This is a genomic window from Methylobacterium ajmalii (assembly GCF_016613415.1).
GTDB classification, from domain to species: domain Bacteria; phylum Pseudomonadota; class Alphaproteobacteria; order Rhizobiales; family Beijerinckiaceae; genus Methylobacterium; species Methylobacterium ajmalii.
Genome location: NZ_JACWCT010000058.1, coordinates 17,793 through 42,887, shown reverse-complemented (window position 1 = coordinate 42,887; position 25,095 = coordinate 17,793). Strand labels below are relative to the sequence as shown.

The window sequence follows — 25,095 nt, the reverse complement described above, 5'->3', positions numbered from 1 at the left end:
CCGGTCAATTGGAAATCGCGATTTCCCGCATTATAGTGCCGGTCAGGGTGACGGTGGTCGGCGGAGCGCGGGATGGAGCAGGACCCGATCAAGGGCGCGAGCGTGGCCGAGGGGACGGCCCGCCACCTCAAGGACCTCATCCTCGAAGGCTCGCTCAGCCCCGGCGACCTGCTGCTCCCCGAGCGCGACTTGGCGCTGCGCCTGAACGTGTCGCGCCCCACCCTGCGCCAGGGGATGAAGATCCTGGAGGAGGAGGGCCTGCTGGTCGCCTCGGGGGGTGGGCGCGCGGTGGCGCCCCTCGGCCGGGAGATCACCGATCCGCTGATCGCGCTCATCGCCTCCCACGCCGAGGTGGTGGACGACTACCTGGAGTTCCGGGCGACGACGGAGCGGATGGCGGCCCGGCTCGCCGCCGCAAGGGCCAACGCGGTCGACCGCGACCGGCTCACCGCCTGCATGGCGCGGATCGACCGCGCCCACGAGGAGGGCGTGCACCGGGAGGAGGCCGAGGCCGACGTGGACCTCCACGTCGCGGTCTACGAGGCGAGCCACAACCTCGTGGTGCTGCACACGATGCGGGCCCTGTCGGGGATGCTGCGCCAGGGCGTGATCGAGAACCGCGAGAAGCTGTTTGCCCGCCCGGAGACCCGCGACCGCCTGCGCGCCCAGCACCGGGCGATCTACGAGAGCGTGATGGCGGGCGACGTCGAAGCGGCGGGCGAGGCCGCCGAGGCGCATATCCACTACACCCACCAGGCCCTCACCGAGATCAAGGCCGCGGAGGCCCGGCTCCAGGTCTCGCTGCGCCGGCTCAACGGCGGCAGCGTCTCGGTGCGGCGCAAGGGCGAGCGGTAGGACCCAGTCCTTGAACGGGGCGCCGTTGCGCAGCGCGCCGGGCTTGCGGGCGAGCACGGGGACACAGGCGAGCGGCACGAAGGCGGGAGCCGTCACGCCGGCCTGCTGGCGCTTCCGCGTCTTGGCGTAGCGACGGACGGCATCATAGCCGCCCTCGTAGCCGAGTCCCCGCAGCGCTTCGAAGATCCGGGTCAGCGTCAGCCGATCCCGCGCCGGCTTCCCGGCATGGGCCGCCAGCATGCGGTCGAGCTCGTCGCGCCAGGACCCGAGCTCGGGCGCAGGCTGGACGCTGCGGGTGTAGCGGAAGATGGTTGTCTCCGGGCGGGCCCCCTTCCTGACGACCTTGCGGGAGAGTTTCAGCTCCCGGCAGATCTGCTTGATCGGCTTATGCTGCACGAAGTACGCGCGGCGGATCTTCGCGACCAACATCCTCCGCGAGCCTTCCGTTTCGAGTATGGGAGGCGTCTGGATGACGTATCCTGGGGGCTCGTTTGGACACCGATCACCCCGGAAACGGGGTCCTTATCCCTCGCCTGATAACAAGCCGGGGGCGGCGACCGGGGCGGGCGAGGTGACGACGACCATCGCGGGCGTGGCCGGCCGGGCCGAGGAGACCGGCGCGGCGGCGTCCCAGGTCCTGTCGGCCTCCTCGGAGCTGTCGCGCCAGTCCGAGCACCTGACCGCCGAGGTCGCCCGCTTCCCCACCACCGTCCGGGCGGCCCGGGACCGGGTCGTACCCGGTCGATCCGGCGAACGATCGTAGACGAATGATCAAGCCACCATGACGCTGGTGCAGCCGGTCGTCGTGGCGAAGTTTCCGTCTTGTTCCGCTCCCCTCCGTAACGTCTTATGACGGAAGTCATAACATAAATCTTCGATTAATTCTAACGACCAATGTCGACAGGGCCCGACTCGCCTAGCGATCCTGGATTATGCATGCTGCCGGCATAGGGATCAGCAAGCGAACGGCGCCATGGACTGCATTTCACCCGCTCCCGCTCCCGTCCTCGTCGAGGAGCAGACGGCCCTGCTGCAGCGTCACCTGGTGACGATCTCCGACGCGATCGTGCGCACCCGCGAAGAGATCGCCGGGCTGCGCCAGGAGCAGGATGCCGGGCGCGCCCGCGACGAGCTCCAGGCCGTCGTCCAGGGCACCGAGCGGGCCACCAACACCATCCTGGGCGCCTCCGAGACCGTGGACGACCTCGCCGGCCGGATCGTCCGCGGTGCCGCCGACGAGGCGACGCGCGGCCATGCCGCCGCCATCCAGGCCCAGATGCAGACCGTCTTCGTCGCCTGCAACTTCCAGGACCTGACCGGCCAGCGCATCTCGAAGGTCGTGCGCACCATCGCCTTCATCGAGGACCGGGTCGCCGAGATGCTCCGCGTCTGGGGTGCCGGCGCCGCCCCCGCGGCAGCCCGCAGCGACCGCCGCCGCGGCGAGGACGCCCTCCTCAACGGCCCCGCCCTGCCCGACGTCGCGGCCGTCTCGCAGGACGCCGTCGACGCCCTGTTCGCCTGATCCTCCCGCCGGGGCCCGACCATGCACCGGATCCTGATGATCTCGGACGATCCCGGCCGCAGCCGCGGGCTCGCCCGCGACCTCGGCGAGGGCACGGCTTGCGAGATCCGCGACCTCTACGACGACGACGCCCCGGCCGGCCCGGCCTCGGCCCTCCTCGCGGACGTCGAGGACCACAGCGCCGAGGCGCTCGACCGCCTGCGCCGCATCCTGGCGGTCGCCCGCCACGGCGCCCCCCTCGTCGTCCTGCTGCGCCAGAATTCGGCGCGCGCGCGGCTGTTCGGCGTGGCGCTCGGCGCCTCCGAGACCCTCTGCGCGCCCTTCGACCCCGCACGGGTCCGTGCCGCCGCCGGAATTCCCCACCCCGTCGTGCTCGACCCCTGCACCCTGCGCGCCAGCGAGGAGGCGCGCCAGTTCTTCGGCTCGGTGTTCGTGCCCGACGGCCCCGTCACTACCCGCGTCGTCGAGACCGGGACCGACTTCATCGCCCAGGCGGTCCGCGACACCGGCATCCGCGACTGGGTCCGGGCGGTGCGCCGCTTCGACGACGCCACCCACCAGCACTGCCTGCTGGTCACCGGGCTCGCCGCCGCCTTCGCCCGCAGCCTCGGGCTCGGCGAGCGCGAGTGCCACCGCCTCACCAAGGCCGCGCTCCTGCACGACGTCGGCAAGATCCACGTCCCCTCGGCGATCCTCAACAAGCCGGGCCGCCTCGACGCGAACGAGATGGCGATCGTGCGCCAGCACCCCGACAAGGGCTACCGCATGCTCGCCGGCCAGGGCTTCGAGCCCGAGATGCTCGCGGTCGTGCGCTCCCACCACGAGATGCTCGATGGATCGGGCTACCCCGACGGATGCCGGGAGGACGACATCCCCGACCTCGTACGCCTCGTCACGGTCTGCGACATCTACGCCGCCCTGATCGAGCAGCGCCCCTACAAGCCGCCGCTGCCCGGCGAGGAGGCGATGGCGATCCTGGAGGGCATGACGGGCCGCCTCGATCCCGCGGTCGTCGCCGCCTTCCGGCCGATCGCCGCGGCCTTCACCCCGCACTTCCCCGCCGACGCATGAGCGTGCGCCTGATCTCCCTCCTGCCGCGCGGCCTGCGCTCGGCCCGGACCTGGGCCGCCCTCGGGGTCGTGGCTCCCCTCGGCATGGTGGCGGTGTGCGGGGCGATGCTGGCCGACATGCGCCGGGACGCCTGGGACAAGGCCGCCCGGACCTCCTGGAACCTGCTCCAGGTGATCGAGCGCGACGTCGACCGCAACGTCGAGATCATCGATCTCGCCCTCCAGGGCGTGATCGAGAACCTCCAGATCTACGATCTCGAGGAGGTGAAGCCCCACTTCCGCCAGCGCGTCCTGTTCGACCGGGCCGTCAACGCCAAGGACCTCGGCGTGATGCTCGTCCTCGACGAGCACGGCAACGCGATCTACGACGCCGCCGGCTGGCCGGCGCGGCGCCTCAACAACGCCGACCGCGAGTATTTCAAGGCGCACAAGGCCGATCCCGACCTCGGGCTCCACATCAGCCGGCCGGTGATCTCGCATCTCGCCGGCAAGCCGGTGATCGTGCTCAGCCGCCGCGTCGCCATGGCGGACGGCTCGTTCAACGGGATCGTGCTCGGCAGCCTGTCGCTGTCCTACTTCGACCGGATGTTCGAGCGGATCCGGCTCGGGCCCGGGAGCACGATCGCGCTGTTCCTCGCCGACGGCACCCGGATCGTGCGCCACCCCGAGCCCAACGAGGAGCTCGCCCCGAACTTTGCCTCCTCGCCCAACGTCCAGCGCTTCCTGCGCGAGGGCACGGGCAGCTTCGTCGGGGTCACGCCGAGCGACGGCGTGGAGCGGTTCTACACCTTCACCCGCGTCGGCTCCCTGCCGCTCTACCTCAGCGTCGCGCTCTCGACCCGGGAGATCGAGGCCGGTTGGCGCACAAAGGCGATCGGGATCGGCCTCGTCGTCCTCGCCCTGTGCGCCCTCGCGGTCGGGCTGTCGGTCCTGGTCGCGGGCGAGCTGCGCCGGCGCAATGCCGCCGAGGCCGAGCTGGCGCTGCTCTCGCGCACCGATCCCCTCACCGGCCTGCCCAACCGCCGCGCCTTCGACGAGACGTTCGAGCGCGCCTTCGCGGAGGCGCGCCGCCGCTCCTCGCCGTTGGGCCTCCTCGTCGTCGATGCCGACCACTTCAAGCGGTTCAACGACCGCCACGGGCACGAGGGCGGCGACCGGGTGCTGGTGGCGCTCGCCGGCGCCCTGTCGGCGAGCGCGCGCCGGCCGGGCGACCTCGTGGCGCGTCTCGGCGGCGAGGAATTCGCCGTCCTCCTGCCGGACACCGACGCCGAGGGCGCCGCCCGCGTCGCCGAGAACGTGCATGAAGCCGTCGGCTGCCTCCTCGTGGAGGCGCGGGACGGCCCGGTCGGCCGGATCACCGTCAGCATCGGCCTGGCCTTCGGGATGCCGCGCGCCGGCGGGGAGGCGGCCGAGCTGTTGCGCCTCGCCGACGCCGCCCTCTACGAGGCCAAGGCCGCCGGGCGCGACCGCACATGCTACGCGCTGATGGCGGACGACGCCGTGCCGGGCGAGATCGCGAGCTGGATGCACCCGGCGAGCGACGAAGCCGCCCCGGCGCATTGCGGCGCGGCCGGCCGGCAGCCCGGCGGCCCCCTCCCCTTCCCCCTCGCATCCTGAAGAAGGCCTGCCGTGCACGTCGCCCTGATCGATCCGAGCCGCGTCGTCCTCAAGATCGTCGCCGGCATGCTCGAGGCCGGCGGCCACACCGTCGTGGCGTTCTCGAACTCCGCCGCGGCGCTGGCCCATGTCGAGGCCGACCCCTCGGTCGCCTGCGTCCTCACCAGCCTCGAGGTCGAGCCGCTCGGCGGGCTCGAGCTGTGCTGGTCGCTGCGGGCGCTGGTCGACGAGCGCCGCCCCCTCACCATCCTGGTGATGTCGAGCGCGCGCGACGACCGGCCCCTCGGCGAGGTTCTGGACAGCGGCGCCGACGACTTCCTGTCGAAGCCGCCGAGCCCCCAGGAGCTCCACGGCCGCCTGCGCGCGGCCGAGCGGGTGCTCGGCCTCCAGCGCGCCCTCATCCGCCAGGCCGACACCGACCACCTCACGCAGCTCCTCAACCGCGGCGCCCTGATGCGCCGGGCCGAGAGCGACGTCGCCGCCGCCTCGGCCGAGAACCCGCTGGCGATGCTCCAGGTCGACATCGACCACTTCAAGTCGATCAACGACCGCTTCGGCCACGACATCGGCGACCAGGTGATCCGCCGCGTGGCGCAGATCCTGCGCGAGACCGGCGAGACCAGGGCGACCGCGGGCCGCCTCGGAGGCGAGGAATTCGCCGTGCTGATGCCCGGCCACGGCATCGCCGGCGCCGCGGTGGCGGCCCATCGCATCCGCATCCAGTGCGCGGCGGGCACGGTCCCGGGACTGCCGGACCTGCGCTTCACCGCCAGCATCGGCCTGAGCGAGTGGGCGCCCGGCGACACCGTCGACAGCCTGCTCAAGCGCGCCGACGTCGCCCTGTACGCGGCCAAGCGCGGCGGGCGGGACCGGGTGGCGGTGGCCGGCCCCGACATGGAGCCGGCGATGGTCGGCTGAACGCTTAGATCGAACGGCCTATTGGATGCGAAAAACACCCTGTTATGCTTTAGATGTGCAATGGATTTAATATATTTTAATGCATGCCTGCAATACCGATAAAAAATAAATCCAGGGATTTTATCATGTTTGGTTCGGTGTCCGTCTCCGGCGACCTGAGGGCCAAGTTCGAGGCCCTGGATCGCTCCCAGGCCGTCATCGAGTTCGCCCCCGACGGCACCATCCTGACGGCCAACGACCGGTTCCTGGCCGCCATGGGCTACGCGCTCGACGAGGTCCGGGGCCGCCACCACAGCCTGTTCGTCGAGACGAGCCACCGAGACAGTCCGGAATACCGGAGCTTCTGGGAGGCCCTGGGCCGGGGCGCCCACCAGGTGGCCGAGTTCGAGCGCGTCGCCAAGGACGGCCGGCCGGTCTGGATCCAGGCCAGCTACAATCCGGTGCTCGACCGGTCGGGACGCGTCGTCAAGGTCATCAAGTTCGCGACCGACATCACGGCGCACAAGCTGCACGCCCTCGACCTCGCCGGCCAGATCGCCGCCCTCCACCGCTCCCAGGCGGTCATCGCCTTCGACCCGGCCGGGACGATCCTCGGCGCCAACGCCAACTTCCTCGACGCGATGGGCTACGCGCTCGACGAGGTCCGGGGCCGCCACCACGGCCTGTTCGTCGATCCCACGGAACGGGCGAGCGAGGCCTATCTCGGGTTCTGGCAGCGGCTGGGCCGCGGCGCCTTCGAGGCCGGCGAGTTCCGCCGCATCGCCAAGGGCGGGCGCGAGGTCTGGATCCAGGCGACCTACAACCCGATCCTCGCGCCGGGCGGCAAGGTGCTGAAGGTGGTGAAGTTCGCCGCCGACATCACCGCCCAGGTGCAGGAGCGCCGCCGGCGGCACGAGGCGCAACGGACGATCGGCCTCGAACTCGACGCCGTCGCGGCCTCGGTCCGGGGCGCGAGCGCCCGCACCGCCGAGGCCATGGACCTGACCGGGCGCGTCTCGGACGACATCCGAGGCGTCGCCTCGGGGGCCGAGGCGCTGTCGGTCTCGGTCGGCGAGGTCAGCCAGCAGGTCGGCTCCGCCGCCCGGATGGCCGCCGAGGCGGTCGCGCAGGCCCGGCACACCGGCGCCGTGGTCGAGGGCCTGAGCGATCTGGCCGCGCGGATCGGCGACGTCGTCGGGATGATCCAGGCCATCGCCGCGCAGACCAACCTGCTGGCGCTGAACGCCACCATCGAGGCCGCCCGCGCCGGCCCGGCCGGCCGCGGCTTCGCCGTGGTGGCGGCCGAGGTGAAGGCCCTGGCCGGGCAGACCGCGACGGCCACGACCCAGATCCGTGACCAGATCTCGGGGGTCCAGGCGACCACGCAGGAGGCCGCCACGGCCATCCGGTCGATCCGCGGCACGATCCAGGGGCTCGACGCGATCTCGACGGCGGTCGCGGCGGCGGTCGAGGAGCAGTCCGCGGTGACCCGGGAGATCTCCGGCAGCATGGCCGCGCTCGCCCGGAACGTCTCGGCCTTCGCCGGCGGCATGGCCTCCATCGCCGATGCCAACGGGGCGATCGAGGCCGCCACCCGGCACGTCCGGGAGCTCTCCCGGTCCGTCGGATGAGACGGGGCTGACCTCGACCGGGTCGATGCCGGGCGGTGAGCGTGCGCCCAGCCACGGCGGGGTGGCATGAACGACAACCGCGCCGGTCCCGATCGGGCCCCGAGGACGCAAGCCGTCCTGAACAGGTCCAGGGCTTCGGCCGCCGAGACGGGCGCCGCCTCAGCCCGGACGCGCCTTCTTCGCGTTCGCGGTCCTGCGCCTGGCGGCCCTTCTCCCCGACGACGCGCGGCTCCGGTCGGATCGAGGGGACCGGATGGCCCACGGGAGCAAGTCGGCCGATGCCTTGCGCCGCAGATGCTCGGGGCGAAGCGTCGATCGGATGACGGCGCGGGCACCGGGTCCGCACGAGCACGGTTGCCGGTTTCGGCCGGTGTCGGGCTCGCGCTGGCGGGCCGCCGGGATCGGCACCGTCAGCCGCGCGGTGATCGCGGCCGCGAGCCCGGGTCGGGGGCGAATCTCCCCTTCGAAAGCCGGTGCGAGCGAGGGGTTGCTGCACGCGACGGACGCTCGAACTCAGGCTCCGGCGTCCATCGCGAGCGTGCCGGGCAACGATCCCCAGCCGCCCGTCCCGTCAGGCGATACGGGCGCGTCGCTCTCGATCGGGATGCGGCCCGTCGGAGCCCCCCTGGCGACGCGCGAGGGGGCCCTCCTGGAGCACGCGCACGAAGGTGCTGACCTGCTCCTCGATCAGCGAGGATTGCGACCGCATCGTCCTCGCGGCGTCGAGAACCGCCCCCGCGTTCCGCTCGGTCTCCCGCGCCTCCGAGCGGACTTCCGCGATGTTGAGGGCGAGCTTCTCGGTGCCGTCCGCCGCCAGCTGCACGCTGCGGGCGATGTCGCCGGTGGCGGCGTTCTGCTCCTCGACCGCCGAGGCGACGGCGGTCGTCGCCGTGAGGATGTCCCGCATCATGCCGACGAGCTGCTCGTTGGCATCGAGGACCCGGCGCGTCGTCGCCCGGATCTCGCCGACGCGGGCGACGATCTCCTCGCTCGCCTGCGCCGTCTGGCCCGCCAGGACCTTCACCTCGGCGGCGACCACCGCGAAGCCCCTGCCCGCCTCCCCGGCCCGCGCCGACTCGATGGTCGCGTTCAGGGCCAGCAGGTTCGTCTGCGAGGCGATCGCCTGGACCGAGCCGATCACCGCCGCGATGCGCTCGCCGATTTCCGCCATCGCCCGCGCCTGGCCCGCCGAAGCCGTCGCCGTCTCGCTGCCTTGCCGCACGATGGCGGCGACGCCCTGGACCTGCCGGGAGATCTCCTGGATCGAGCCCGAGAGCTGGTCGGTCGAGGCGGCCATCATCGTGACGTGCCCGGAGGTCTGGCTCGACGCCCGCGTCGCCGCATCGGCTTCCTGCGAGGTCTGGCTCGAGATCGCCGTCAGCGCCTCGGCGGTGCGCTGCATCTCGGCGGTGTTGGTCGCGACCGTCTTCACGACCTGGCCCATCGCCTGGCGGAAGGCGGCGAGGCTCGCCTCGAGATCCTGGATGCGCTGCTCCTTCTCCCGCTCGGTGAGCGTCACTTGCCCCTCGAGACGCCCGCGCTCGATCGCGTTGTCGCGGAACACCAGCACGGCGTTGGCCATCGCGCCGATCTCGTCGCGCCGCTCGACGGAAGGGATCTCCTGCTGGAGACGGCCCTCGGCCAGCTCGCGCATCACGCGCGCCAGGTGGCTGATCTTTCCGGCGATCGAACGCCCGATCGACAGGGCGAGGGCCACGATCACGGCCGTCGCGAGGGCGACGCCCTTGAGCAGGCCGAGGAGTGCATCCCGGACATGCGCCGCGGTATCGTCGGCGTAGACGCCCGAGCCGACGATCCAGCCCCAGGGCGCGACGCCCTTCACGTAGGAGATCTTGTCGACCGGCTCGTCCTCGCCGGGCTTCGGCCACTGGTAGGGCACGAAACCGCTGCCGGCTCTGCGCACCACAGCGACCATCTCGACGAAGAGGGCCTTGCCGTTCGGGTCCTTGAGCTCGGAGAGGCTCGTGCCGTCGAGCTTGGGCCGGGTCGGGTGCATGATCATGCGCGGGGACATGTCGTTGACCCAGAAGTACTCGGCTGCGTCGTAGCGCATCGCCTTCAACGCCGATATCGCCAGCCGCTGGGCCTGATCGCGGGACAAATGTCCGGCCTGTTCCTGATCGGCGAACCCCGACACGAGGCTGTGAGCTGCCTCGACCAGTTGCCGTGTCTTCGTCATGCGGGCCTCGACGATGGTGTCGCGCAGGGCGAAACCCGTGAGAACCACGATGGCGGCAATCCCCAGGACGGCCGCCGCCGTGAGCGCGTGCAGCTGGGCTCTGACTCCGACGGCCAATTTTTCCTCCTCGAAACTCGCCCTTCCGTTGCATCGGAATGTTCGAGCTTATTTCGAGTTGTAATCTCCTAAAATATATCTTGAATTTATTTAAGAAACTTGACCGCCCATGATTCTGCCGACGTCGATCGAACAAGGTCCATGCAACTGGGCCGCCCATCGATCTAACAGCTCCTGCGGTCGGATGGCGGCCGTCGACTTGCGAAGAAGCTTCGCGCCCAGCCCGTCCCATCGTCGTTCCGCCCGTATGACTGGCGCGAAGGCCTCGAGCGGTCGACGATCTGGGATCGCCATCGAACCTGGACAGGTGTGAAATCGGAGATCGGAAATCAGGGGGAGGTCCACGAGGCACGCGCTCGACCTCTGCGGGACGACCCCGAGCGACGCGGCCGGCCCGTGCGGCGAGGATACGGAAGACCCGCGGGGTCGCGCGACAGGCACGAGGATCGGAGGCGGCCCGACCACGCGTCAACCTGGAAGGCCATCAGGGAGCGGTCGTCACCATCAGGCTGCCGACTCTTGGGCGCTCGGCCGGGCTGTCCCGGCAGCCACGCGCTCACGCCATGGTAGAAGGGAGCCCGCGCCTTGCGTGGATCTGGTAGGCGAACATACTCCTCCACGCGACCCTTCGGTGACGACCTACCGAAACCGAACTTCAGGATTGCCCTGGTCGTCGACAGTCACCCGATCGGAAACTCCGTCGGTCTTGCCGCTCAAGCCCGGCACCTCGTCGAGCTGACGTAAGCTGGTGAACCGGCCGCGCTCCTCGCGGTAGCGCACGATTTCGAAGCCGTGCCCCTTCAGCATCGGTACGCTGTCCAACTCCTCGGCGGTCGCCGCGTTGAGATCGATCACCGGTCGTGCTCCTTGTCTCGCCATTCGTCTCTCTGCCGCAGACGCCCGCGCCGCACCGTCCTGTCGCTCGGGCGGAGGCGAAAGCGGCAGGACACTCGTCTCCTGCCGTGGATTCGTCAGGCAGCGGCGGGCGGTCCCCCAAAGCGTCAGATCGTGATCCGGCCGGTGAGCAGGAGCACGACCAGGATGATGAGCAGGATGCCGCCGATTCCGAGGCCGCCCGTGCGATAGCGCCCACCGCCGTAGAAGCTGCCGCCGCCGCCAAAAAGCAGAATGAGCAGGATGAGAACGATCAGGAGGGTCATGGAGGGGTCGTCCCTGACGGCTAGGCTGCTGGATGGAAGGAATGCTGCCCCTCCGTCTTTCGTTCCTTCGCCAGGGTGAACCGCTCCGGGTTTGTCGGAGGCCGGTTGTCTTCGGTGAGGCGGCAGGGCCACTGGTCGCCGACGTCGGCGCGATAGAGCATTTTCCGACGAAGTGGATGCCGGTTCGTCGAAGAAAATGCGATAAAACAATGACTTGGACAGCTTCGCGATTGCACCGCGATCGTGAAGCGTTCTAGCGCGCTTCGGTCTCGGCGCGAGGATCAGTGCCGATCGGCGCGGGCGAAGCGGCGATGGTCGTCGCGATCGATCCACTCCGGGATGGCGCATGCGACCGCCATGACGGACCGCCACGGGCCGCGCCGGTGGATGACCGCTGCCTTCAACGCACCGTCGACGGTCTCCGCCAAGGCTTCGTCTTGGTGCACCTCACAAAACTCCCGCCGCGATGTCGCTGCCACAGCAAGCCGAGGCGGTGATCGGGAGTTTTGTGAGAGACACTTGGCCCTCCCCGCCGCACCCGCGACGCGATCCTCGCGCGCCGCATGAACCGGTCGACCGCGCCGTCGGGCGACCTGCCCCAGATCCGTGATCCCTCATGCCGCGTGCGCCGGAACACATCGCACCGCAGCACGGCCACCTATATTCCGATTATCGCAAGAGAGCAGGCCACATATCTCGGCCTGCAGCGTATGAAGGAGCATGGATACCAGATGAAGACCCGCATCGCCGCCGTCGTCACCGCTTTTGTCCTTGGCGTCGCCCCGATCTCGTCCGCCATGGCATCCAGTGCGAACTCCCCGGCCAACCCCTTCGCCCCGCGCGACGTCGAGACCACCGGCTCGATCGGCGGCCGGGCCAACACCAGCGTGCCGTTCTACGGCGCCTGCCCGATGAGCTCGGCCTCGGAGGGCAATGCCAACCAGCAGAACTTCCCGGTCAAGCAGTACGGCCAGACCACGGGCGGCTACCGCTGCTAACGGAGATCCATCGATGAGCGAGATGAAGCTTCTGCGCGCCGTGTCCTACGGCATGATCGGCGTCCTGGCCGGCGGCCTCGCCATGACGGCCTTCGGCACCGCCAGCGCCCTGATGAACATGTAAGGACCGAGCAAGACAACAGAGGACCGCCCCCCGGGGGCGGTCCTCTTCGTCTGCGCGAGGACCGGCGGCGACCGTCACCGTGGCCTGAAATACACACCCGGCCCGGAAGGTCCGGCCTACCCGGAAATCGCCGCAAACCGCCGTCACCTCTTCGACCCGACGGCGCGAGGCTTACGTCGGCCCCGGGCCGCCCCGTCCGGCGCTCGATCGGACGGCAAGCTTGGCACTTCGTTAAGCACTCACTCGCATCCTCGCGCCCACACCCTTCGGAGACCCTCAGCGTGCGCGCTCTGACCTCTCACGGCCTTCCGCGCCTCGGCGCGGGCGCGGCGCTCGTCGCCGCCCTCTTCGTCACCGCCGCCCCCCAGGCCCAGGCCCGCGACAATGTCGGCGCGGCGATCATCGGCGGCGCGGCGGCCGGCATCCTCGGCGGCGTCGCCGCCGGCGCGATCATGAACGGTGCCCAGGCCGCCCCCCCGCCGCCTCCGGCCTACGTCGTGCCGCCGCCGCGCCGGGTCTACGTCGAGGAGCCCGAGACCGTGATCGTGCGCCCGCGCCGCGGCCCGATCTGCCACTTCGAGCGCCGCAAGGTGTGGCTCGACGACGAGTCCTTCACCTACAAGCGCGTCGAGGTCTGCGAGTAGGCCTCGCAGCCCCTCTAAAGATTCAAGGGCCGGCACCCGGGCACGGGGCCGGCCCTTTTCATGTCTTCACCCCGTCCTTCACCAGGATCCAGTCCTCGATCACCACGGCGTCGAGACCGGTGGTGGAGAACATCAGGATCGCGTCCTCGGCGGTGTGGAGGATCGGCTTGCCCATCACGTTGAAGCTGGTGTTGAGCAGGATCGGCACGCCGGTCCGCTCCGCGAAGGCGCGGATCAGGGCGGCGTAGGCCGGGTTGCGCGCCTCGGTCACGCTCTGGAGGCGGCCGGTGCCGTCCTCGTGCACCACCGCCGGCACCCTGTCCCGCATCTCCGGCCGCCAGACCAGGGTGCGCTCCATGTAGGGGCTGTCCTGGTAATCCTCGAACCAGTCGGGCCCGGCCTCGGCCAGGATCGAGGGCGCGAAGGGCCGGAACGCCTCGCGGTACTTCACCTTGCCGTTGAGGATCGCCTTGGCGTCGGAAGGCCGCGGATCGGCCAGGATCGAACGGTTGCCGAGGGCGCGCGGCCCGAACTCCGCCCGGCCCTGCACCCAGCCGACGAGCCCGCCCGCCGCCAGGATGTCGGCGGCGGCCTGCGTCACGCCGTCATGGCCGAGATGGCGCAGCCGCGGCTCCCACCCGACCATCCGCTCCAGGGGCTCGGTCGAGACCCGCGAGCCGAGATAGGGCGTGGCGAGCACGCCCGGCCCGGTCCAGTCCGGGTGGTCCTCCCGATACGCCAGCCAGGCCGCGCCGAGCGCGTTGCCGTCGTCGGCCGGCGCCGACGGGACGTGGAGGCGCCGGAACTCGCTGCGCCCGAGCAGCCGGCCGTTATAGGACGAGTTGAGCGCGCAGCCGCCGGTGACGACGAGGTTCTCGTGGGGGCTGAGCCGCCAGGCCTCGGCGACGAGCACGTCCATCATCTCGGAAAAGATCGCCTGGCCGCAGGCTGAGAGGTCGGCCCAGCCGTCCTCGTCGGCCTCCGCCGGGCGGCGGGCGCGGATCTCGTCGGCCACCGCCTGGACGGTGGCGGCGTCCGAGAAGCGCAGGCGGCCGTTCTCGATCCGGTACAGCCGGCGCAGGAGCGCCATCAGCTCCGGGTCGGGCCGGCCGTAGGGGGCGAGCCCCATGATCTTCCATTCCTCGCCCTTGGCCTGGTCGAAGCCGGCGAGGTCGGTGACGAGGCCGAAGAAGAAGCCGACCGATTCGCGGCCGCGATGGCGCTTGACCTCGACGAGGCGCCCCCCCTCCATCCGGTAGATCGCCGAGGCGCCGGTCTCGCCCATGCCGTCGACGACGAGGCAGGTCGCGTCCCGGAACGGCGAGCCCCACAGGCCGTAGGCGGCGTGCGTCAGGTGGTGGGGGTAGCGCCTGAGTCCCGCGATGGTCGAGCGGCCGCCATGGGCCCGGTCGAGGCCGAGCAGCGTGCCGTAGCCCGCCCGCCCCTGCGCCAGCGCCAGCTCGGCGATGAAGGTGCGCTCGGCCCGCTCGGGCACCAGCGAGCGGTTGAGGGCCGGCGAATGGGCTTTCAGCGCGTCGAGCCCGAAGGCGCCGGTCCCGGCCTGGTCGGCGAGGTAGCGGCTGAACTCCGGCCCCCAGGTGGTGGCGATCACCAGCTCGGCACCCGGCGGCAGGTGGGCCTTGAGCAGGCCCGCCATGCGGGGCGCCGAATCCGGCTCGCAGTTCGGGGCGCGCTTGTACTGCAGGTAGCGCTCCGTCGCCTCGGCGAAGAGCACCGTGCCGTCCGGCCCGACCAGGGCGAGGGCCGGGTCGTGGAAGGTGGTGGCGAGGCCGAGATAGTAGCGCATCGGGTCCGTCGATCGGGTCACGCTGCCGCTCTAGCAGCGTCGCCCCGCCCTGTCAGGCGGGTCCGGAGCGTGGCAGAGGCGCATCGGGGGCGGGCTCTCGCTGCGTGATCGCGCCGGATTTCGCCCTCGTTTCCGATGCCGATATGCTAGCCCGGTCATCGGGGTACGGCCCGTCGGGCCGTCGGACGAACATGGGGCGGCGCTCTCCTCGCGGGGCGGCACGGACAGCACGGTGCGCGACATCCTGACCGCCCTGGCGGGCCTCGTCATCCTGATCCTCGCCGCGGCGCTCGTCGCGCCGCCCTTCATCCCGTGGGAGGCCTATCGCGGCTCCCTCGACGCGGCGCTCAGCCGCTCGCTCGGGCTCGAGGCCCGCAGCGACGGCCGCCTGGAGATCCGCCTGCTGCCCTCGCCGCGCCTGCGGGTCGACCACCTGCGCCTCGCGGCCGGGCGCGACCGGGCCTCCCTCGACGCGCGCTTCGTCAAGGCCGAGATCGCCCTCACCCCGCTCCTCTCCGGCGAGATCCGCTTCACCGAGACCCGGATCGGCCGCGGCGAGGTCACCCTGCCGACGACGGAGGCCGGCGCCCTCCTGCCCCTGCCGCCCCTCGCCGGAGAGGGCCGCGACCTCGCGGTCGAGGACCTGCGGGTGGCCCAGCTCCTCGTCACCACCCGGGTGGCGGCGACCGGGCGCACCGACCAGGTCTACGCCGAGACCGTCCGTCTCTCCGCGCCGCGGCTCGCCGGCCCGTGGCGGGCCGAGGGCCGCGTCGAGGGGGTAGCGTTCCGCCTCACCACCGGCGAGCCGGGACCGGACGGGACGGTGCCGGTCAAGCTCGGCGCCGGCGGCGACACGATGCCCCGGCTCGACCTCGACGCCCGGGTGAGCCTCGTCCCCGGCCCCGAGGGCGGCAGCGTGCCGGCAGCCGCCGGCAGCGCCCGCCTGGTGGTGGGGCCGCCGGCCCAGGCCGCGGGCGCCGCCCTGCCGTTCTCGGTCCAGGGCGGGTTCAAGGCGAAGGGCCGGCTCGCCACCTTCGAGACCTTGAGCCTCGAGGTCCCCGGCGAGGCGCCGCTGCGCTTTACCGGGCGGGGCAGCCTCGACCTCGCGGGCGCCCGGGCCGCCCTGAGCCTCGAGGCGCGCCGCCTCGACCTCGACGGCTTCCTGATGAGCGCCACCGGCCAGGCGCTCCTCGGCCGCGGCCTGTCGCCCGGCGCCCTGCCGGGCACCCTCTCCCTCGACGTCGCGGTCGACAGCCTGACCCTCGCCCGCGAGGAATGGACCGGCGCCGCGTTGAGCGCGGTGCTGCGGCCCTCCGGCGCCGTGGCATTGCGGCGGCTCGCCGGCAAGGCGGCGGGCGGCCTGGGGCTGGCGCTCTCCGGCGACGTGACGCCGAGCGGCGGCCTCTCGGGCCACGTCGCTCTCGACGCTCCGGCCTCCGACCGCCTCGCCCGCCTCCTCGACCGGCTCGGCCTCGGCGGTCCCCTCGCCGGGCTCCTCGACGGCCGGCCGTTCTCGGCCGAGGCCGACGTGGCGGCGGCCCTCCCCGTCCTGTCGCTGCGCAACGCCCGGGTGGCGCTGGGGAGCGCGAGGCTCACCGGATCGGCCCGCTACAGCCCGGCCGGGCCGGACCAGCCGCGCCCGCGCTTCGACGCCCAGATCATCGCCGACGGCCTCGACGTCGCCGAATTGCCGCCGATGCGCGGCGCGGTGGCCGCCCTGCACGACCACGATGTCGGGCTGACCCTGCTCGCGCGCGACCTGCGCTACGGCCCGACCGGGCCCCGCACCGGCGAGATCGCCGCCAGCCTGCAATCGGAGGGCGCCGCGATCCGCCTCGACAGCCTGGAGGTGCGCGACCTCGCCGGGGCCCGGGCCAGCCTGTCGGGCCGGATCGGGGCCGACGGCGCCGGACGCATCGCCGGGCAGGTGAGCGCGCCGGCGGCGGCCCCGCTCATCGACCTCGTGTCGCACGCCTTCGTGGACGAGGCACGCCTGGTGCCGGGCTTCCTGCGCGACGGCCCGGTCGCCCTCGACCTGACGCTGGAGCGGGACTCCGGCACCGACCCGGACCGGCTGCGCGGCCATGCCCGCGGCACCGCGGCCGGCGGGCGCCTCGCCCTGTCGCTGGCCGCCCGCGCCGGGCGGCTCGACGACCTCGACATCCGCCTCGACGGCGTCCCCTCCGGCCGCTGGCTCGGCCGGCCGGCCGACCCGGCCCTGGCGATGCCGGCGGTCCTCCACATGGCAGGGCGCCGCGACGGCGCGGAGGGACCGCTGCGCCTGACCCTGGACGGCGAGTTCGCCGGGGCCAAGGTCGGGACCGCCCGGGCCCTGGTGATGCCGGCGGCCGGCGGTCCCCTGCAGGACGGCGCCCTGACCGTGGCGGCCACCGACCTGCGTCCGCTCGCCGGCCTTCTCGGCCGCGCCGCGCCCCCGCCGGACCCGGTGCCGGCGACGCTGACCCTCGGCCTGTCGCGCAGCGGCGAGACGCCGCGCCTCGCGGTGACCGGCACGGTGGCGGGATCGGCGGTCGACGCGACCCTGACGCGGAATGCCGGGGGCGACGTCACCGGCACGGTCGCCCTCGAACGGGTCTCCCTGCCCTGGCTCGCCGACGCGATGGTGCTGAACGGGGGGACGGCCCCATCCGGGCCGGAGGCGTGGTCCGCGGTGCGGTTCGGCCCGGCCCCGGTCCCGCCCGCGACCGGCCACGTCGCCCTGACGGTGCGCCGCCTCGATCTCGGCCGCGGCCTCGCGGCGGACTGGGCGCGGTTCGACCTCGGGTTCGGGTCCGAGGGTCTTTCCATCCGCGACTTCACCGGCGGGCTGGCGGGCGGGCGGCTCACCGGCGGCGCCACCCTGGCGCGCCAGGGCGGGCAGGCGACGCTCGCCGCCGAGGGCGGCCTGACGGCGGCCTCCCTGACGGCGCTGACCGGCGGCGACGCCGTGAAGGGCCAGGTGTCGCTGCGCCTGCGCCTGGGGGCCGCGGGCGACAGCCCCGCCGCGCTGGTGGGCAATCTCGCCGGCAGCGGGGCGCTGGAGCTCGCGGGCCTGAGCGTGCGCGACCTCGATCCCGCGGGCATCCCACGGGCCCTGACCCGGCTCCTGTCCGAGGAGGACCCCCTGCGCGCCGGCCGCGTCGCCCAGGTGGTGGCGGAGGAACTCGACCGCGGCTCCCTGGTGGCGGCCGGGCCGGTCTCGGTCCCGGCCTCGGTGGTCGGCGGGGTTTTGCGCACCGGCGGGCTCACCCTCGACCTCGGCCCGACGACCTGGACCGGCCTGGTGCAGGTCGACGCCAAGGCCTGGCGCCTCGACGCCCGCGGCACGCTCACCGCCACGGCGACGCCCCGCGCCTGGACCGCGCCGGCCCCGACGCTGGGCCTGGCGCTCGCCGGCCCCGTGGCGAAGCCGCAGCGCGACCTCGACCTCGTGCCGCTCTCCAACGTGCTGGCGGCGGTGGTGCTGCAGCGCGAACTCGACAAGATCGAGACGGTGGAATCCGACCGCAACGAGATCGCCCGGCGCCGCGGCCGCCTGGAGATGGACCGCGCCCGGGCCCTCGAGGACGCACGCCAGGCCCGGCAGCGGGCGGAGGAGGCGGCACGGGCGGAAGCCGCCAGGGCTGCGGAGGCCGCGCGAGCAGCGGAGGCGGCGAGGCTGGAGGCGGCAAGGGCAGCCGAAGCAGCGAGAGCAGCGGAGGCCGCCCGTGCCGCGGAAGCCGCCAAGGCGGCCGAGGCCGCTCGCGTGGAGGCCGCCCGCGCCGCGGAAGCCGCGCGCCGGAAGGCCGAGGAGGACGAGGCCGCCCGCCGTCAGGCCGGCGGCGCGTCGGAGACGGACAGTCCCTGACGCGAACCGGCAGCGGTCGGCCGGGAGGGCGACGATCGCCCTCGGTTCCGTCCGGCCCGTCGGCGTGGTAGCGAGGCGCCTTTCCCCTCGAACCCCTTCGTCCCGCGCATGAATCCCATCTTCGCCGACCTGCCGACCACCGTGTTCGAGGTGATGTCGGCGCTCGCCCGCGAGACCGGCGCCGTGAATCTCGGCCAGGGCTTCCCGGACGATCCGGGCCCGGCGGACGTGCGCGCCAAGGCCGCCGAGGCGGTGATGGAGGGCTGGAACCAGTACCCGCCGATGATGGGGCTGCCCGAGCTGCGCGGAGCGATCGCCCGGCACTACGCCCGCTGGCAGGGGCTCGACCTCGACCCGGACACGGAAATCATGGTGACCTCGGGCGCCACCGAGGCGCTCGCCGGCGCCCTGATGGCCCTGATCGAGCCCGGCGACGAGGTCGTGCTGTTCGAGCCGATGTACGACGCCTACCTGCCGCTGGTGCGCCGGGCCGGCGGCGTGCCGCGCTTCGTCACCCTGACGCCGCCGCACTTCCGGCTGACGGAGGAGGCGCTGGCCGCCGCCTTCTCGCCGCGCACGAAGGTCGTGCTGCTCAACAATCCCCTCAACCCCTCGGCCACGGTCTTCCCCGACGAGGACCTGGCCCTGCTCGCCGGCTTCTGCGAGCGGTTCGACGCCGTGGCGCTCTGCGACGAGGTCTGGGAGCACGTCGTGTTCGACGGGCGCCGCCACCGGCCGCTGATGGCCTTCCCGGGCATGCGCGAGCGCACGGTGAAGATCGGCTCGGCGGGCAAGATCTTCTCGCTGACCGGCTGGAAGGTCGGCTTCGTGATGGCGGCCCCCGGGCTGATGCGGGGGCTGGCCAAGGCGCACCAGTTCCTCACCTTCACGACGCCGCCGAACCTCCAGGCCGCGGTCGCCTACGGGCTCGGCAAGGAGGATTCCTACTACGAGGGCATGCGGGCCGACTTCGCCCGGGCCCGCGACCGCTTCGCCGACGGGCTCGCGGGCCTCGGCTTCCGGGTGCTGCCGTCCGCCGGCACCTACTTCCTCAACCTCGACATCGCGCCGCTGGGCGAGAGCGACGACGTGGCGTTCTGCGAGCGGCTGGTGCGGGAGCACGGCGTCGCGGCGATCCCCGTCAGCGCCTTCTACGCCCACCGTCCGGTGCGCACCATCGTGCGGTTCTGCTTTGCCAAGCGCGACGACACCCTCGACCGGGCGCTGGAGCGCCTGCGCGGGCTCGCGCCCGGGCGCGCCGCCTGATGCGAGACCTCCTTGTTGAACGGGGGAGCCGGGGCCACATCCTGGAGCATGAGCACCACGCACACGCTCCGGAGTTCCGGGATGACCTCTTCGCAGACGGCCGGCCCTGTCCCGCCCTTCGGGGCCGGGTCCTTCGGCGCCGGGGCCGAGTTCCAGACGGGCGGCTTCCAGGGCGCGGGCTTCAAGGACGCCCGCTTCCCGCAGGACGACCCGCTGGGGCTGCGCGCCCAGGCGGCCCAGGCCATGGCGGGCTCGACGCCCGAGCAGGTGATGGCGCGGCTCGAGCTGCTCGCCCACATCCTCGACACCGCGATCGTGCTGCCGGGCAACCGGCGCATCGGCCTCGACGCGATCGTCGGCCTGATCCCGGTGATCGGCGACGTGGTGACCACGGCGATCTCCTCCTACATCGTCTGGGAGGCCCGTCGCCTCGGTGCGCCGCGCTGGCTCATCGCCCGGATGGCGGCGAACGTGGCGATCGACGGCGTGGTCGGCGCGGTGCCGCTGGTGGGCGACCTGTTCGACGCGGCCTTCAAGGCCAACCGCCGCAACGTCGTGCTGCTGCGCCGTCACCTCGAGCGCAGCGGGTCGCTCAAGCCGAGCGTGATCGACGTCACCGCGACGCGGATCGACTGATCCCGCCGCGCCCGACCGTGACCGCCCGACCGGGGGACGCCGCATGAACCAGCGCCCCCCGACCCCCGAGCTCGACGCGATTCCCGTCACCTCGCCGGCGGCCGCGCCGGTGATCCTGCCGCTCCCAGGTGCTGCCGGACACGGCCGGCTGTCGCCGCTCAACCGGCGGCGCCTGGCGAACTTCAAGGCGAACCGGCGCGGCTACTGGTCGTTCGTGCTGTTCTGCCTGATCTTCGTCCTGAGCCTGTTCGCCGAGTTCATCGCCAACGACCGGCCGATCGTCGCCTCCTACAAGGGCGAGATCCTGTTTCCGATCGTGGTCGACTATCCGGAGGAGAAGTTCGGCGGCTTCCTCGCCCGGACCGACTACCGCGACCCGGTGATCGGCAAGGAGATCGCCGAGCACGGCTGGGCCCTGTGGCCGCCGATCCGGTTCTCGTACAACACCCACAACCTCGACCTGCCGGTGCCGGCCCCGGCCCCGCCGACCTGGCGGCTCTCGGACGCGCAGTGCCGGAGCATCGCCGAGAAGACCGGCGGCACGACCTGCCGCGACATCGAGTGGAACTGGCTCGGCACCGACGACCAGGGCCGCGACGTCGTCGCCCGGCTGCTCTACGGCTTCCGCCTCTCGGTGTTGTTCGGCCTCACCCTGGCGCTGGTCTCGTCGGTCATCGGCGTGCTGGCCGGGGCGGTGCAGGGCTACTTCGGCGGCTGGGTCGACCTGGTGTTCCAGAGGGTGATCGAGATCTGGACCGCGATCCCGTCGCTCTATCTCCTGATCATCATCTCGTCGATCATCACGCCGAGCTTCTTCGTGCTGCTCGGGATTCTGCTGCTCTTTTCCTGGGTGTCGCTCGTCGGCGTGGTGCGGGCGGAATTCCTGCGGGCGCGCAACTTCGAGTACGTGCGCGCCGCCCGCGCGCTCGGGCTCTCGAACGCCCGCATCATGTTCCGCCACCTCCTGCCCAACGCCATGGTGGCGACGCTGACCTTCCTGCCCTTCGTGCTGAACGGCTCGATCACGACGCTCACCTCCCTCGACTTCCTGGGCTTCGGCCTGCCGCCGGGCTCGCCGTCGCTCGGCGAGATGCTGGCGCAGGGCAAGGCCAACCTCCAGGCGCCCTGGCTCGGCCTGACGGGCTTCGCCGTCATCGCGGTGACACTGAGCCTGCTGATCTTCGCCGGCGAGGCGGTGCGGGATGCCTTCGATCCGAGGAAGACCTTCCGGTAGGGGGCCCGCGAGAACGAGGCCCGAGATCGAGGGTAGGCCGGCCTTCGCCCCCGGCGATGCCCTCGGTCAGCGCGATGATGATCGTCCGACGTCGCGCTCCGGGTCACTCGAACGGGTGATCGAAGGAGATGCCGGCGAACTCCCCCCGCCGCCACATCAAGGAGGCGCGGCGGGTGACGTTGGCGTGCCGGATGACGATCCAGAAGCGCTCTGAGAGGACATAGCGCCGGGACAGACCGATCTTTGCCCCACTGTCCGACAGATCGCGGACGATGCAGGGAATCTGATCGTAATGGGAAATCACGATCGTGGCCGGCATCGAGGTCACATGACGCACTCGTCCGCGCTTATCGTCGATAGCATGGTCCAGGGCACGTTCTCGATGATCGGACTGCACGACAGGGGCGCCGCTCATCCTATCCAGACTCCTCTACAATCTATCGAGTCGTTGTATCGCGCACTCTTGCATATGGTCCCACGACGGCCTGATGGCCGGAGCCGTGGCTCGATACTTGGATACGAAGGTTAAACAAGTCCTGCCGTTCAATCTTTGCGTGTGGATTGTGACGAATGCAAATGGGCCGAGCGATGTCGGCACCTGGAGCGGCGCCCGACCGCGGGGCAGCACGGGACACGATGCTGATGATGGATACGGTCCGCCCGGTCTTCGGCCTGTCGTAAGCCATCCCCCTTTCCCGGACGACTGAAGCGTCAGCGGAAGGAGATCCGGGAAAAGGTTGGCCCATCACGGAACGTCGGCCTCTCGGCATGCGCATCCGTCAGTATCGTGGACCGTGCGCTGTAACCGGATGCCATGCCAAGGCTCTGATGTCGCGTCGCTTCGTCTCGACGAACCGGCGTCATTCCCTCAAAGAATGCCTCAGACCACCAGCCCGCCCACCGGCCGCAGCGCCTCGGTGCCGGGAAACACGCTGCGCGCCAGCACCGCCGGGGAGAGGCCGAACAGGTCCGCCGCCAGGCCCTTGGCGACCGCCCGCAGGTCGGTGGTCGGGGCGAGGTCGCGGCCCTGGTGGAGCTGGGCGGGGGCGAGGCCCGGCCAGTCGGCCAGCACCCGGCCGCCGCGCACCGCCCCGCCGAGGAGGAACGCCACGGTGCCGGTGCCGTGGTCGGTGCCGGTGGTGCCGTTGACCCGGGCGGTGCGGCCGAACTCGGTGACGACCAGGATCGCGGTGTCGGCCCAGCGCGGGGCCAGCACCTCGGCGAAGGCGGAAAACACCCCGTCGAGCCCACCGAGCAGACCCGCGAGGCGGCCGGTGGCGCCGCCCTCGTTGGCGTGGGTGTCCCAGCCGTCGAGGGCGAGGGCGGCGATGCGCGGGCCGTCGTCGGTAGCGACCAGCCGCGCCGCGCCCTCGGCGAGGCCGCGCAGCCCCCCCGCCTCCTTCGGTCCGCCCTTGGCGAGCGCATCGACGTCGAGGCCGCGGGCGAGGGAGGCGGCGAGCGCCGGGTCGCCGGCCTCGTAGAGGGCGAGCACCCGCCGGGCGAGCTCGTCGCTCGCCCGCGGCATCCGCGGCGGCGCCCAACCGAGGACCGGGGCCGGCCCGCGCAGGATCAGGGGCGGCACCACCCCGACGCCGAGCGCTGTGCGGGGCGCGATCCCCTCCCCGGCCGGCAGGGCGGCGACGAGGCGGTTGAGCCAGCCGCTGGCGGTGTGGCCGGGGCCGGGCTGGCCGCTCTCGAGCACGTCCTGCCCGTCGAAGTGGGAGCGCTCGCGGTAGCCGGTGGCGCAGGCATGGACCACCAGCGCCTGCCGGGCGGCGTAGAGCCGGGCGAAGGTCGGCAGGGCCGGATGCAGGGCGAAGAAGCCGTCGAGGGGCAGGGCCGCTCCCGGCCCGTCGCGGGTGAGCGCGATGCCGGGCCGCAGATCCGCGTAGGCGGGATCGCCGAGCGGCGCCACCGCCGAGAGCCCGTCGAGGGCGCCGCGCAGCACCACAACGACGAGGCGGGCGTCGCGGGCGCCCGGGGCGGCGGTGGCGGTACGGGGGATCGCGCTCCAGGCGAACAGGGCGCCGGCGGTGCCGAGGATGCGGCGGCGGCTCGGATGGGTCTCGCAGAGGTCGGCGTGGTCGCTCATCGGTGTCACCGTCGCTGGAACTCGGGCGCCATCAGCAGCAGGGCGATCCCTTGCGCCCGGCTTTCCGCCCGGCGCAGCGCCGTGCGGGTCTCGTCGGTCGCGAGCGGGCCGAGCACCGCGTCGGCGAGGGCGAGCGGATCGGTGCCGGCGGCGAGCTGGCCCGCCCGGGCGGCGAGGTCGAGGCGCGCCCGCAGGCCTTCGGGCGAGGCCCAGGCGCCCGCCTCGTCCGGGTAGCCGTTCGGGGCCGCGGCCGACCAGTAGGGCTGGCCGAGGCTCGCGAGCCCCGCCATCACCATCCGGGGATCCGGCGCGAGGCCGAGGCCGCGCGTCGCCGCGACGAGGAATTCCTGCGGCGAGCGCACCTTGCGCTGCGCCGGGTCCCAGGCCTCCGGCGCCTCGACCAGCGCCAGCGACACCCGGGCGAGGTCGCCGTCCTGGTCGAGGAAGGTCTGGGCGAGGCGCGCCACCAGGGCGGGGGGCGGATCGTCGGCGACGAAGTGGCGGGCGAGCCGCAGGGCGACGTGACGGGCGGTGGCCGGATGGGCGGCGAGGTCGGCGAGCGCGAGTCGCAGCTGCTCGGGCCCGACATCGAGGTAGGTGCGGCCGAGCAGCGTCACCGCGCCGGGCTCGTGCTCGCCGCGGCGGAAGGCGGTCGCGCCGGGAAGGCCGTCGGCATTGCCCTCGCGCGTGAGCGACCAGCCGGTGAGGATGCGGGCGAGCGCCGTCACGTCGTCCTGGGTGTAGCCGCTCCCGACCCCGAGGGTGTGCAGCTCCAGGATCTCGCGGCCGAGATTCTCGTTGAGCCCCTTCTGCCGGCGCTGGCCCGCCGGCGAGTTCGGGCCGACCGAGGCGACGTTGTCGAGGTAGATCAGCATCGCCGGGTGGGTGGCCGCGGCGAGCAGGAGATCGCGGAAGCGCCCCAGCACGTGCGGGCGGATCGCCTCGCGCTCGAAGGCGCCGGCCGTGACCCGCAGCTGCGGCCCCCGCGCCACCGAGACGGTGAAGTGGTTGGCCCAGAACCAGACCAGGCGCTCGGCAAACCCGATCGGTGCGGCCTGCGCCAGGGCGAGGCGCGCGGCCACCTCGGCCCGGTACGTGCGCTCGGGGACCGGCGGCGCCGGCGGTCCCTCAGGCAGGCTCGCGCCCGGCGCGCCCTCCCGGGCGAGCTTGCGGGCCTGCTCCTCGGTGCGCAGCGCCGAGAGCAGCGTCGGCGTGGCCTCGAGGTCCGGTCCGCTCGGCAGGGCGACCGCGCCCGCCGTCACCTCCCGGCGCAGGGCGTCGCGGATCGGCTCCTCGCGGGCGAGGTCGCCCGGGCGGGCCCCGAGCCCGAATCGCCCGAGGGCGAGCGCCGTCTGCCGCGGATCGACCGTCATGCTCC

19 protein-coding genes and 3 pseudogenes are annotated in these 25,095 nt (G+C 72.5%); 13 read left to right on the top strand and 9 right to left on the bottom strand.

The window, feature by feature from the left end; all coding sequences use genetic code 11:
* Positions 1-72 precede the first annotated feature (72 nt).
* A complete protein-coding gene (locus tag HPY23_RS10545) occupies positions 73-855 on the top strand; it encodes an FCD domain-containing protein (protein ID WP_060846787.1) in 783 nt (260 codons plus the stop codon).
* A 57-nt stretch (positions 856-912) separates the two neighbouring features.
* Here the strand turns inward: HPY23_RS10545 and HPY23_RS32960 are convergent.
* Positions 913-1,284 (bottom strand): annotated as a pseudogene (locus HPY23_RS32960) (IS21 family transposase); the annotation flags it as partial.
* Between the two features lie 109 nt (positions 1,285-1,393).
* Here HPY23_RS32960 and HPY23_RS10540 point away from each other — a divergent pair.
* From HPY23_RS10540 to HPY23_RS10515, 6 genes and pseudogenes are all read left to right on the top strand, one after another.
* Positions 1,394-1,618: pseudogene (locus HPY23_RS10540) on the top strand (hypothetical protein); the annotation flags it as partial.
* Positions 1,619-1,828: 210 nt separating this feature from the next.
* Positions 1,829-2,377, top strand: a complete 549-nt coding sequence (locus tag HPY23_RS10535) for a protein phosphatase CheZ (RefSeq protein WP_060846789.1) — start codon at positions 1,829-1,831, stop codon at positions 2,375-2,377.
* Positions 2,378-2,398: 21 nt separating this feature from the next.
* Entirely contained in the window at positions 2,399-3,448 is a 1,050-nt protein-coding gene (locus HPY23_RS10530) for an HD-GYP domain-containing protein (protein ID WP_060846790.1), read from the top strand.
* Positions 3,445-5,064: a sensor domain-containing diguanylate cyclase gene (locus tag HPY23_RS10525; RefSeq protein WP_091883616.1), complete on the top strand. Its 1,620-nt coding sequence runs from the start codon at positions 3,445-3,447 to the stop codon at positions 5,062-5,064. The genes HPY23_RS10530 and HPY23_RS10525 overlap by 4 nt, the downstream gene beginning before the upstream one ends.
* 12 nt (positions 5,065-5,076) lie before the next feature.
* Positions 5,077-5,982 carry a GGDEF domain-containing response regulator gene (locus HPY23_RS10520; RefSeq protein ID WP_091883618.1) on the top strand — a complete coding sequence of 302 codons (906 nt, stop codon included), beginning with the start codon at positions 5,077-5,079 and terminating at the stop codon, positions 5,980-5,982.
* A 125-nt stretch (positions 5,983-6,107) separates the two neighbouring features.
* Positions 6,108-7,592: a methyl-accepting chemotaxis protein gene (locus HPY23_RS10515; RefSeq protein WP_091883619.1), complete on the top strand. Its 1,485-nt coding sequence runs from the start codon at positions 6,108-6,110 to the stop codon at positions 7,590-7,592.
* Between the two features lie 571 nt (positions 7,593-8,163).
* On the opposite strand, the gene HPY23_RS10510 is transcribed toward HPY23_RS10515, so the two are convergent.
* From HPY23_RS10510 to HPY23_RS10495, 4 genes and pseudogenes are all read right to left on the bottom strand, one after another.
* Positions 8,164-9,909 carry a cache domain-containing protein gene (locus HPY23_RS10510; RefSeq protein ID WP_091883621.1) on the bottom strand — a complete coding sequence of 582 codons (1,746 nt, stop codon included), beginning with the start codon at positions 9,907-9,909 and terminating at the stop codon, positions 8,164-8,166.
* Between the two features lie 639 nt (positions 9,910-10,548).
* Entirely contained in the window at positions 10,549-10,764 is a 216-nt protein-coding gene (locus HPY23_RS10505; RefSeq protein ID WP_091883622.1) for a ComEA family DNA-binding protein, read from the bottom strand.
* Between the two features lie 146 nt (positions 10,765-10,910).
* Entirely contained in the window at positions 10,911-11,069 is a 159-nt protein-coding gene (locus HPY23_RS10500) for a DUF3309 family protein (protein WP_091883624.1), read from the bottom strand.
* 253 nt (positions 11,070-11,322) lie between these two features.
* A pseudogene (locus HPY23_RS10495) lies at positions 11,323-11,506 on the bottom strand (IS3 family transposase); the annotation flags it as partial.
* 294 nt (positions 11,507-11,800) lie between these two features.
* Here HPY23_RS10495 and HPY23_RS10490 point away from each other — a divergent pair.
* Both HPY23_RS10490 and HPY23_RS10485 read left to right on the top strand, forming a co-directional pair.
* Positions 11,801-12,067: a hypothetical protein gene (locus HPY23_RS10490; RefSeq protein ID WP_060846795.1), complete on the top strand. Its 267-nt coding sequence runs from the start codon at positions 11,801-11,803 to the stop codon at positions 12,065-12,067.
* A gap of 405 nt (positions 12,068-12,472) precedes the next feature.
* Complete coding sequence (locus tag HPY23_RS10485; protein ID WP_060846796.1) at positions 12,473-12,835, top strand: hypothetical protein; 363 nt, start codon at positions 12,473-12,475, stop codon at positions 12,833-12,835.
* 58 nt (positions 12,836-12,893) lie between these two features.
* Here the strand turns inward: HPY23_RS10485 and HPY23_RS10480 are convergent, their stop codons facing one another.
* A complete protein-coding gene (locus tag HPY23_RS10480) occupies positions 12,894-14,642 on the bottom strand; it encodes a carbamoyltransferase family protein (RefSeq protein WP_060849322.1) in 1,749 nt (582 codons plus the stop codon).
* 232 nt (positions 14,643-14,874) lie between these two features.
* Between HPY23_RS10480 and HPY23_RS10475 the strand changes: the two genes are divergently transcribed.
* The 4 genes from HPY23_RS10475 (at position 14,875) to HPY23_RS10460 (ending at position 21,625) form a co-directional block, all read left to right on the top strand.
* Positions 14,875-18,489, top strand: a complete 3,615-nt coding sequence (locus HPY23_RS10475) for an AsmA family protein (protein WP_091883625.1) — start codon at positions 14,875-14,877, stop codon at positions 18,487-18,489.
* A 108-nt stretch (positions 18,490-18,597) separates the two neighbouring features.
* Positions 18,598-19,755, top strand: a complete 1,158-nt coding sequence (locus HPY23_RS10470) for an aminotransferase (RefSeq protein ID WP_091883627.1) — start codon at positions 18,598-18,600, stop codon at positions 19,753-19,755.
* A gap of 81 nt (positions 19,756-19,836) precedes the next feature.
* Positions 19,837-20,391 carry a DUF4112 domain-containing protein gene (locus HPY23_RS10465; protein ID WP_082742472.1) on the top strand — a complete coding sequence of 185 codons (555 nt, stop codon included), beginning with the start codon at positions 19,837-19,839 and terminating at the stop codon, positions 20,389-20,391.
* A gap of 43 nt (positions 20,392-20,434) precedes the next feature.
* Complete coding sequence (locus HPY23_RS10460; protein WP_060846799.1) at positions 20,435-21,625, top strand: ABC transporter permease; 1,191 nt, start codon at positions 20,435-20,437, stop codon at positions 21,623-21,625.
* Between the two features lie 103 nt (positions 21,626-21,728).
* Here the strand turns inward: HPY23_RS10460 and HPY23_RS10455 are convergent, their stop codons facing one another.
* The 3 genes from HPY23_RS10455 to HPY23_RS10445 form a co-directional block, all read right to left on the bottom strand.
* Positions 21,729-22,040: a PilZ domain-containing protein gene (locus HPY23_RS10455; protein ID WP_139234897.1), complete on the bottom strand. Its 312-nt coding sequence runs from the start codon at positions 22,038-22,040 to the stop codon at positions 21,729-21,731.
* Positions 22,041-22,505: 465 nt separating this feature from the next.
* Entirely contained in the window at positions 22,506-23,717 is a 1,212-nt protein-coding gene (locus HPY23_RS10450; protein WP_091883630.1) for a DUF1501 domain-containing protein, read from the bottom strand.
* Between the two features lie 5 nt (positions 23,718-23,722).
* Positions 23,723-25,090: a DUF1800 domain-containing protein gene (locus HPY23_RS10445; RefSeq protein ID WP_091883631.1), complete on the bottom strand. Its 1,368-nt coding sequence runs from the start codon at positions 25,088-25,090 to the stop codon at positions 23,723-23,725.
* Positions 25,091-25,095 lie beyond the last annotated feature (5 nt).

Excerpts from the sequence above, each read along its gene's own strand:
- HPY23_RS10545 (WP_060846787.1), top strand. The coding sequence starts at position 73 with ATGGAGCAGGACCCGATCAAGGGCGCGAGCGTGGCCGAGGGGACGGCC.
- HPY23_RS10500 (WP_091883624.1), bottom strand. The coding sequence starts at position 11,069 with ATGACCCTCCTGATCGTTCTCATCCTGCTCATTCTGCTTTTTGGCGGC.
- HPY23_RS10515 (WP_091883619.1), top strand. The coding sequence starts at position 6,108 with ATGTTTGGTTCGGTGTCCGTCTCCGGCGACCTGAGGGCCAAGTTCGAG.
- HPY23_RS10450 (WP_091883630.1), bottom strand. The coding sequence starts at position 23,717 with ATGAGCGACCACGCCGACCTCTGCGAGACCCATCCGAGCCGCCGCCGC.
- HPY23_RS10465 (WP_082742472.1), top strand. The coding sequence starts at position 19,837 with ATGACCTCTTCGCAGACGGCCGGCCCTGTCCCGCCCTTCGGGGCCGGG.
- HPY23_RS10535 (WP_060846789.1), top strand. The coding sequence starts at position 1,829 with ATGGACTGCATTTCACCCGCTCCCGCTCCCGTCCTCGTCGAGGAGCAG.
- HPY23_RS10525 (WP_091883616.1), top strand. The coding sequence starts at position 3,445 with ATGAGCGTGCGCCTGATCTCCCTCCTGCCGCGCGGCCTGCGCTCGGCC.
- HPY23_RS10480 (WP_060849322.1), bottom strand. The coding sequence starts at position 14,642 with ATGCGCTACTATCTCGGCCTCGCCACCACCTTCCACGACCCGGCCCTC.
- HPY23_RS10530 (WP_060846790.1), top strand. The coding sequence starts at position 2,399 with ATGCACCGGATCCTGATGATCTCGGACGATCCCGGCCGCAGCCGCGGG.
- HPY23_RS10460 (WP_060846799.1), top strand. The coding sequence starts at position 20,435 with ATGAACCAGCGCCCCCCGACCCCCGAGCTCGACGCGATTCCCGTCACC.
- HPY23_RS10445 (WP_091883631.1), bottom strand. The coding sequence starts at position 25,090 with ATGACGGTCGATCCGCGGCAGACGGCGCTCGCCCTCGGGCGATTCGGG.
- HPY23_RS10490 (WP_060846795.1), top strand. The coding sequence starts at position 11,801 with ATGAAGACCCGCATCGCCGCCGTCGTCACCGCTTTTGTCCTTGGCGTC.
- HPY23_RS10470 (WP_091883627.1), top strand. The coding sequence starts at position 18,598 with ATGAATCCCATCTTCGCCGACCTGCCGACCACCGTGTTCGAGGTGATG.
- HPY23_RS10455 (WP_139234897.1), bottom strand. The coding sequence starts at position 22,040 with ATGAGCGGCGCCCCTGTCGTGCAGTCCGATCATCGAGAACGTGCCCTG.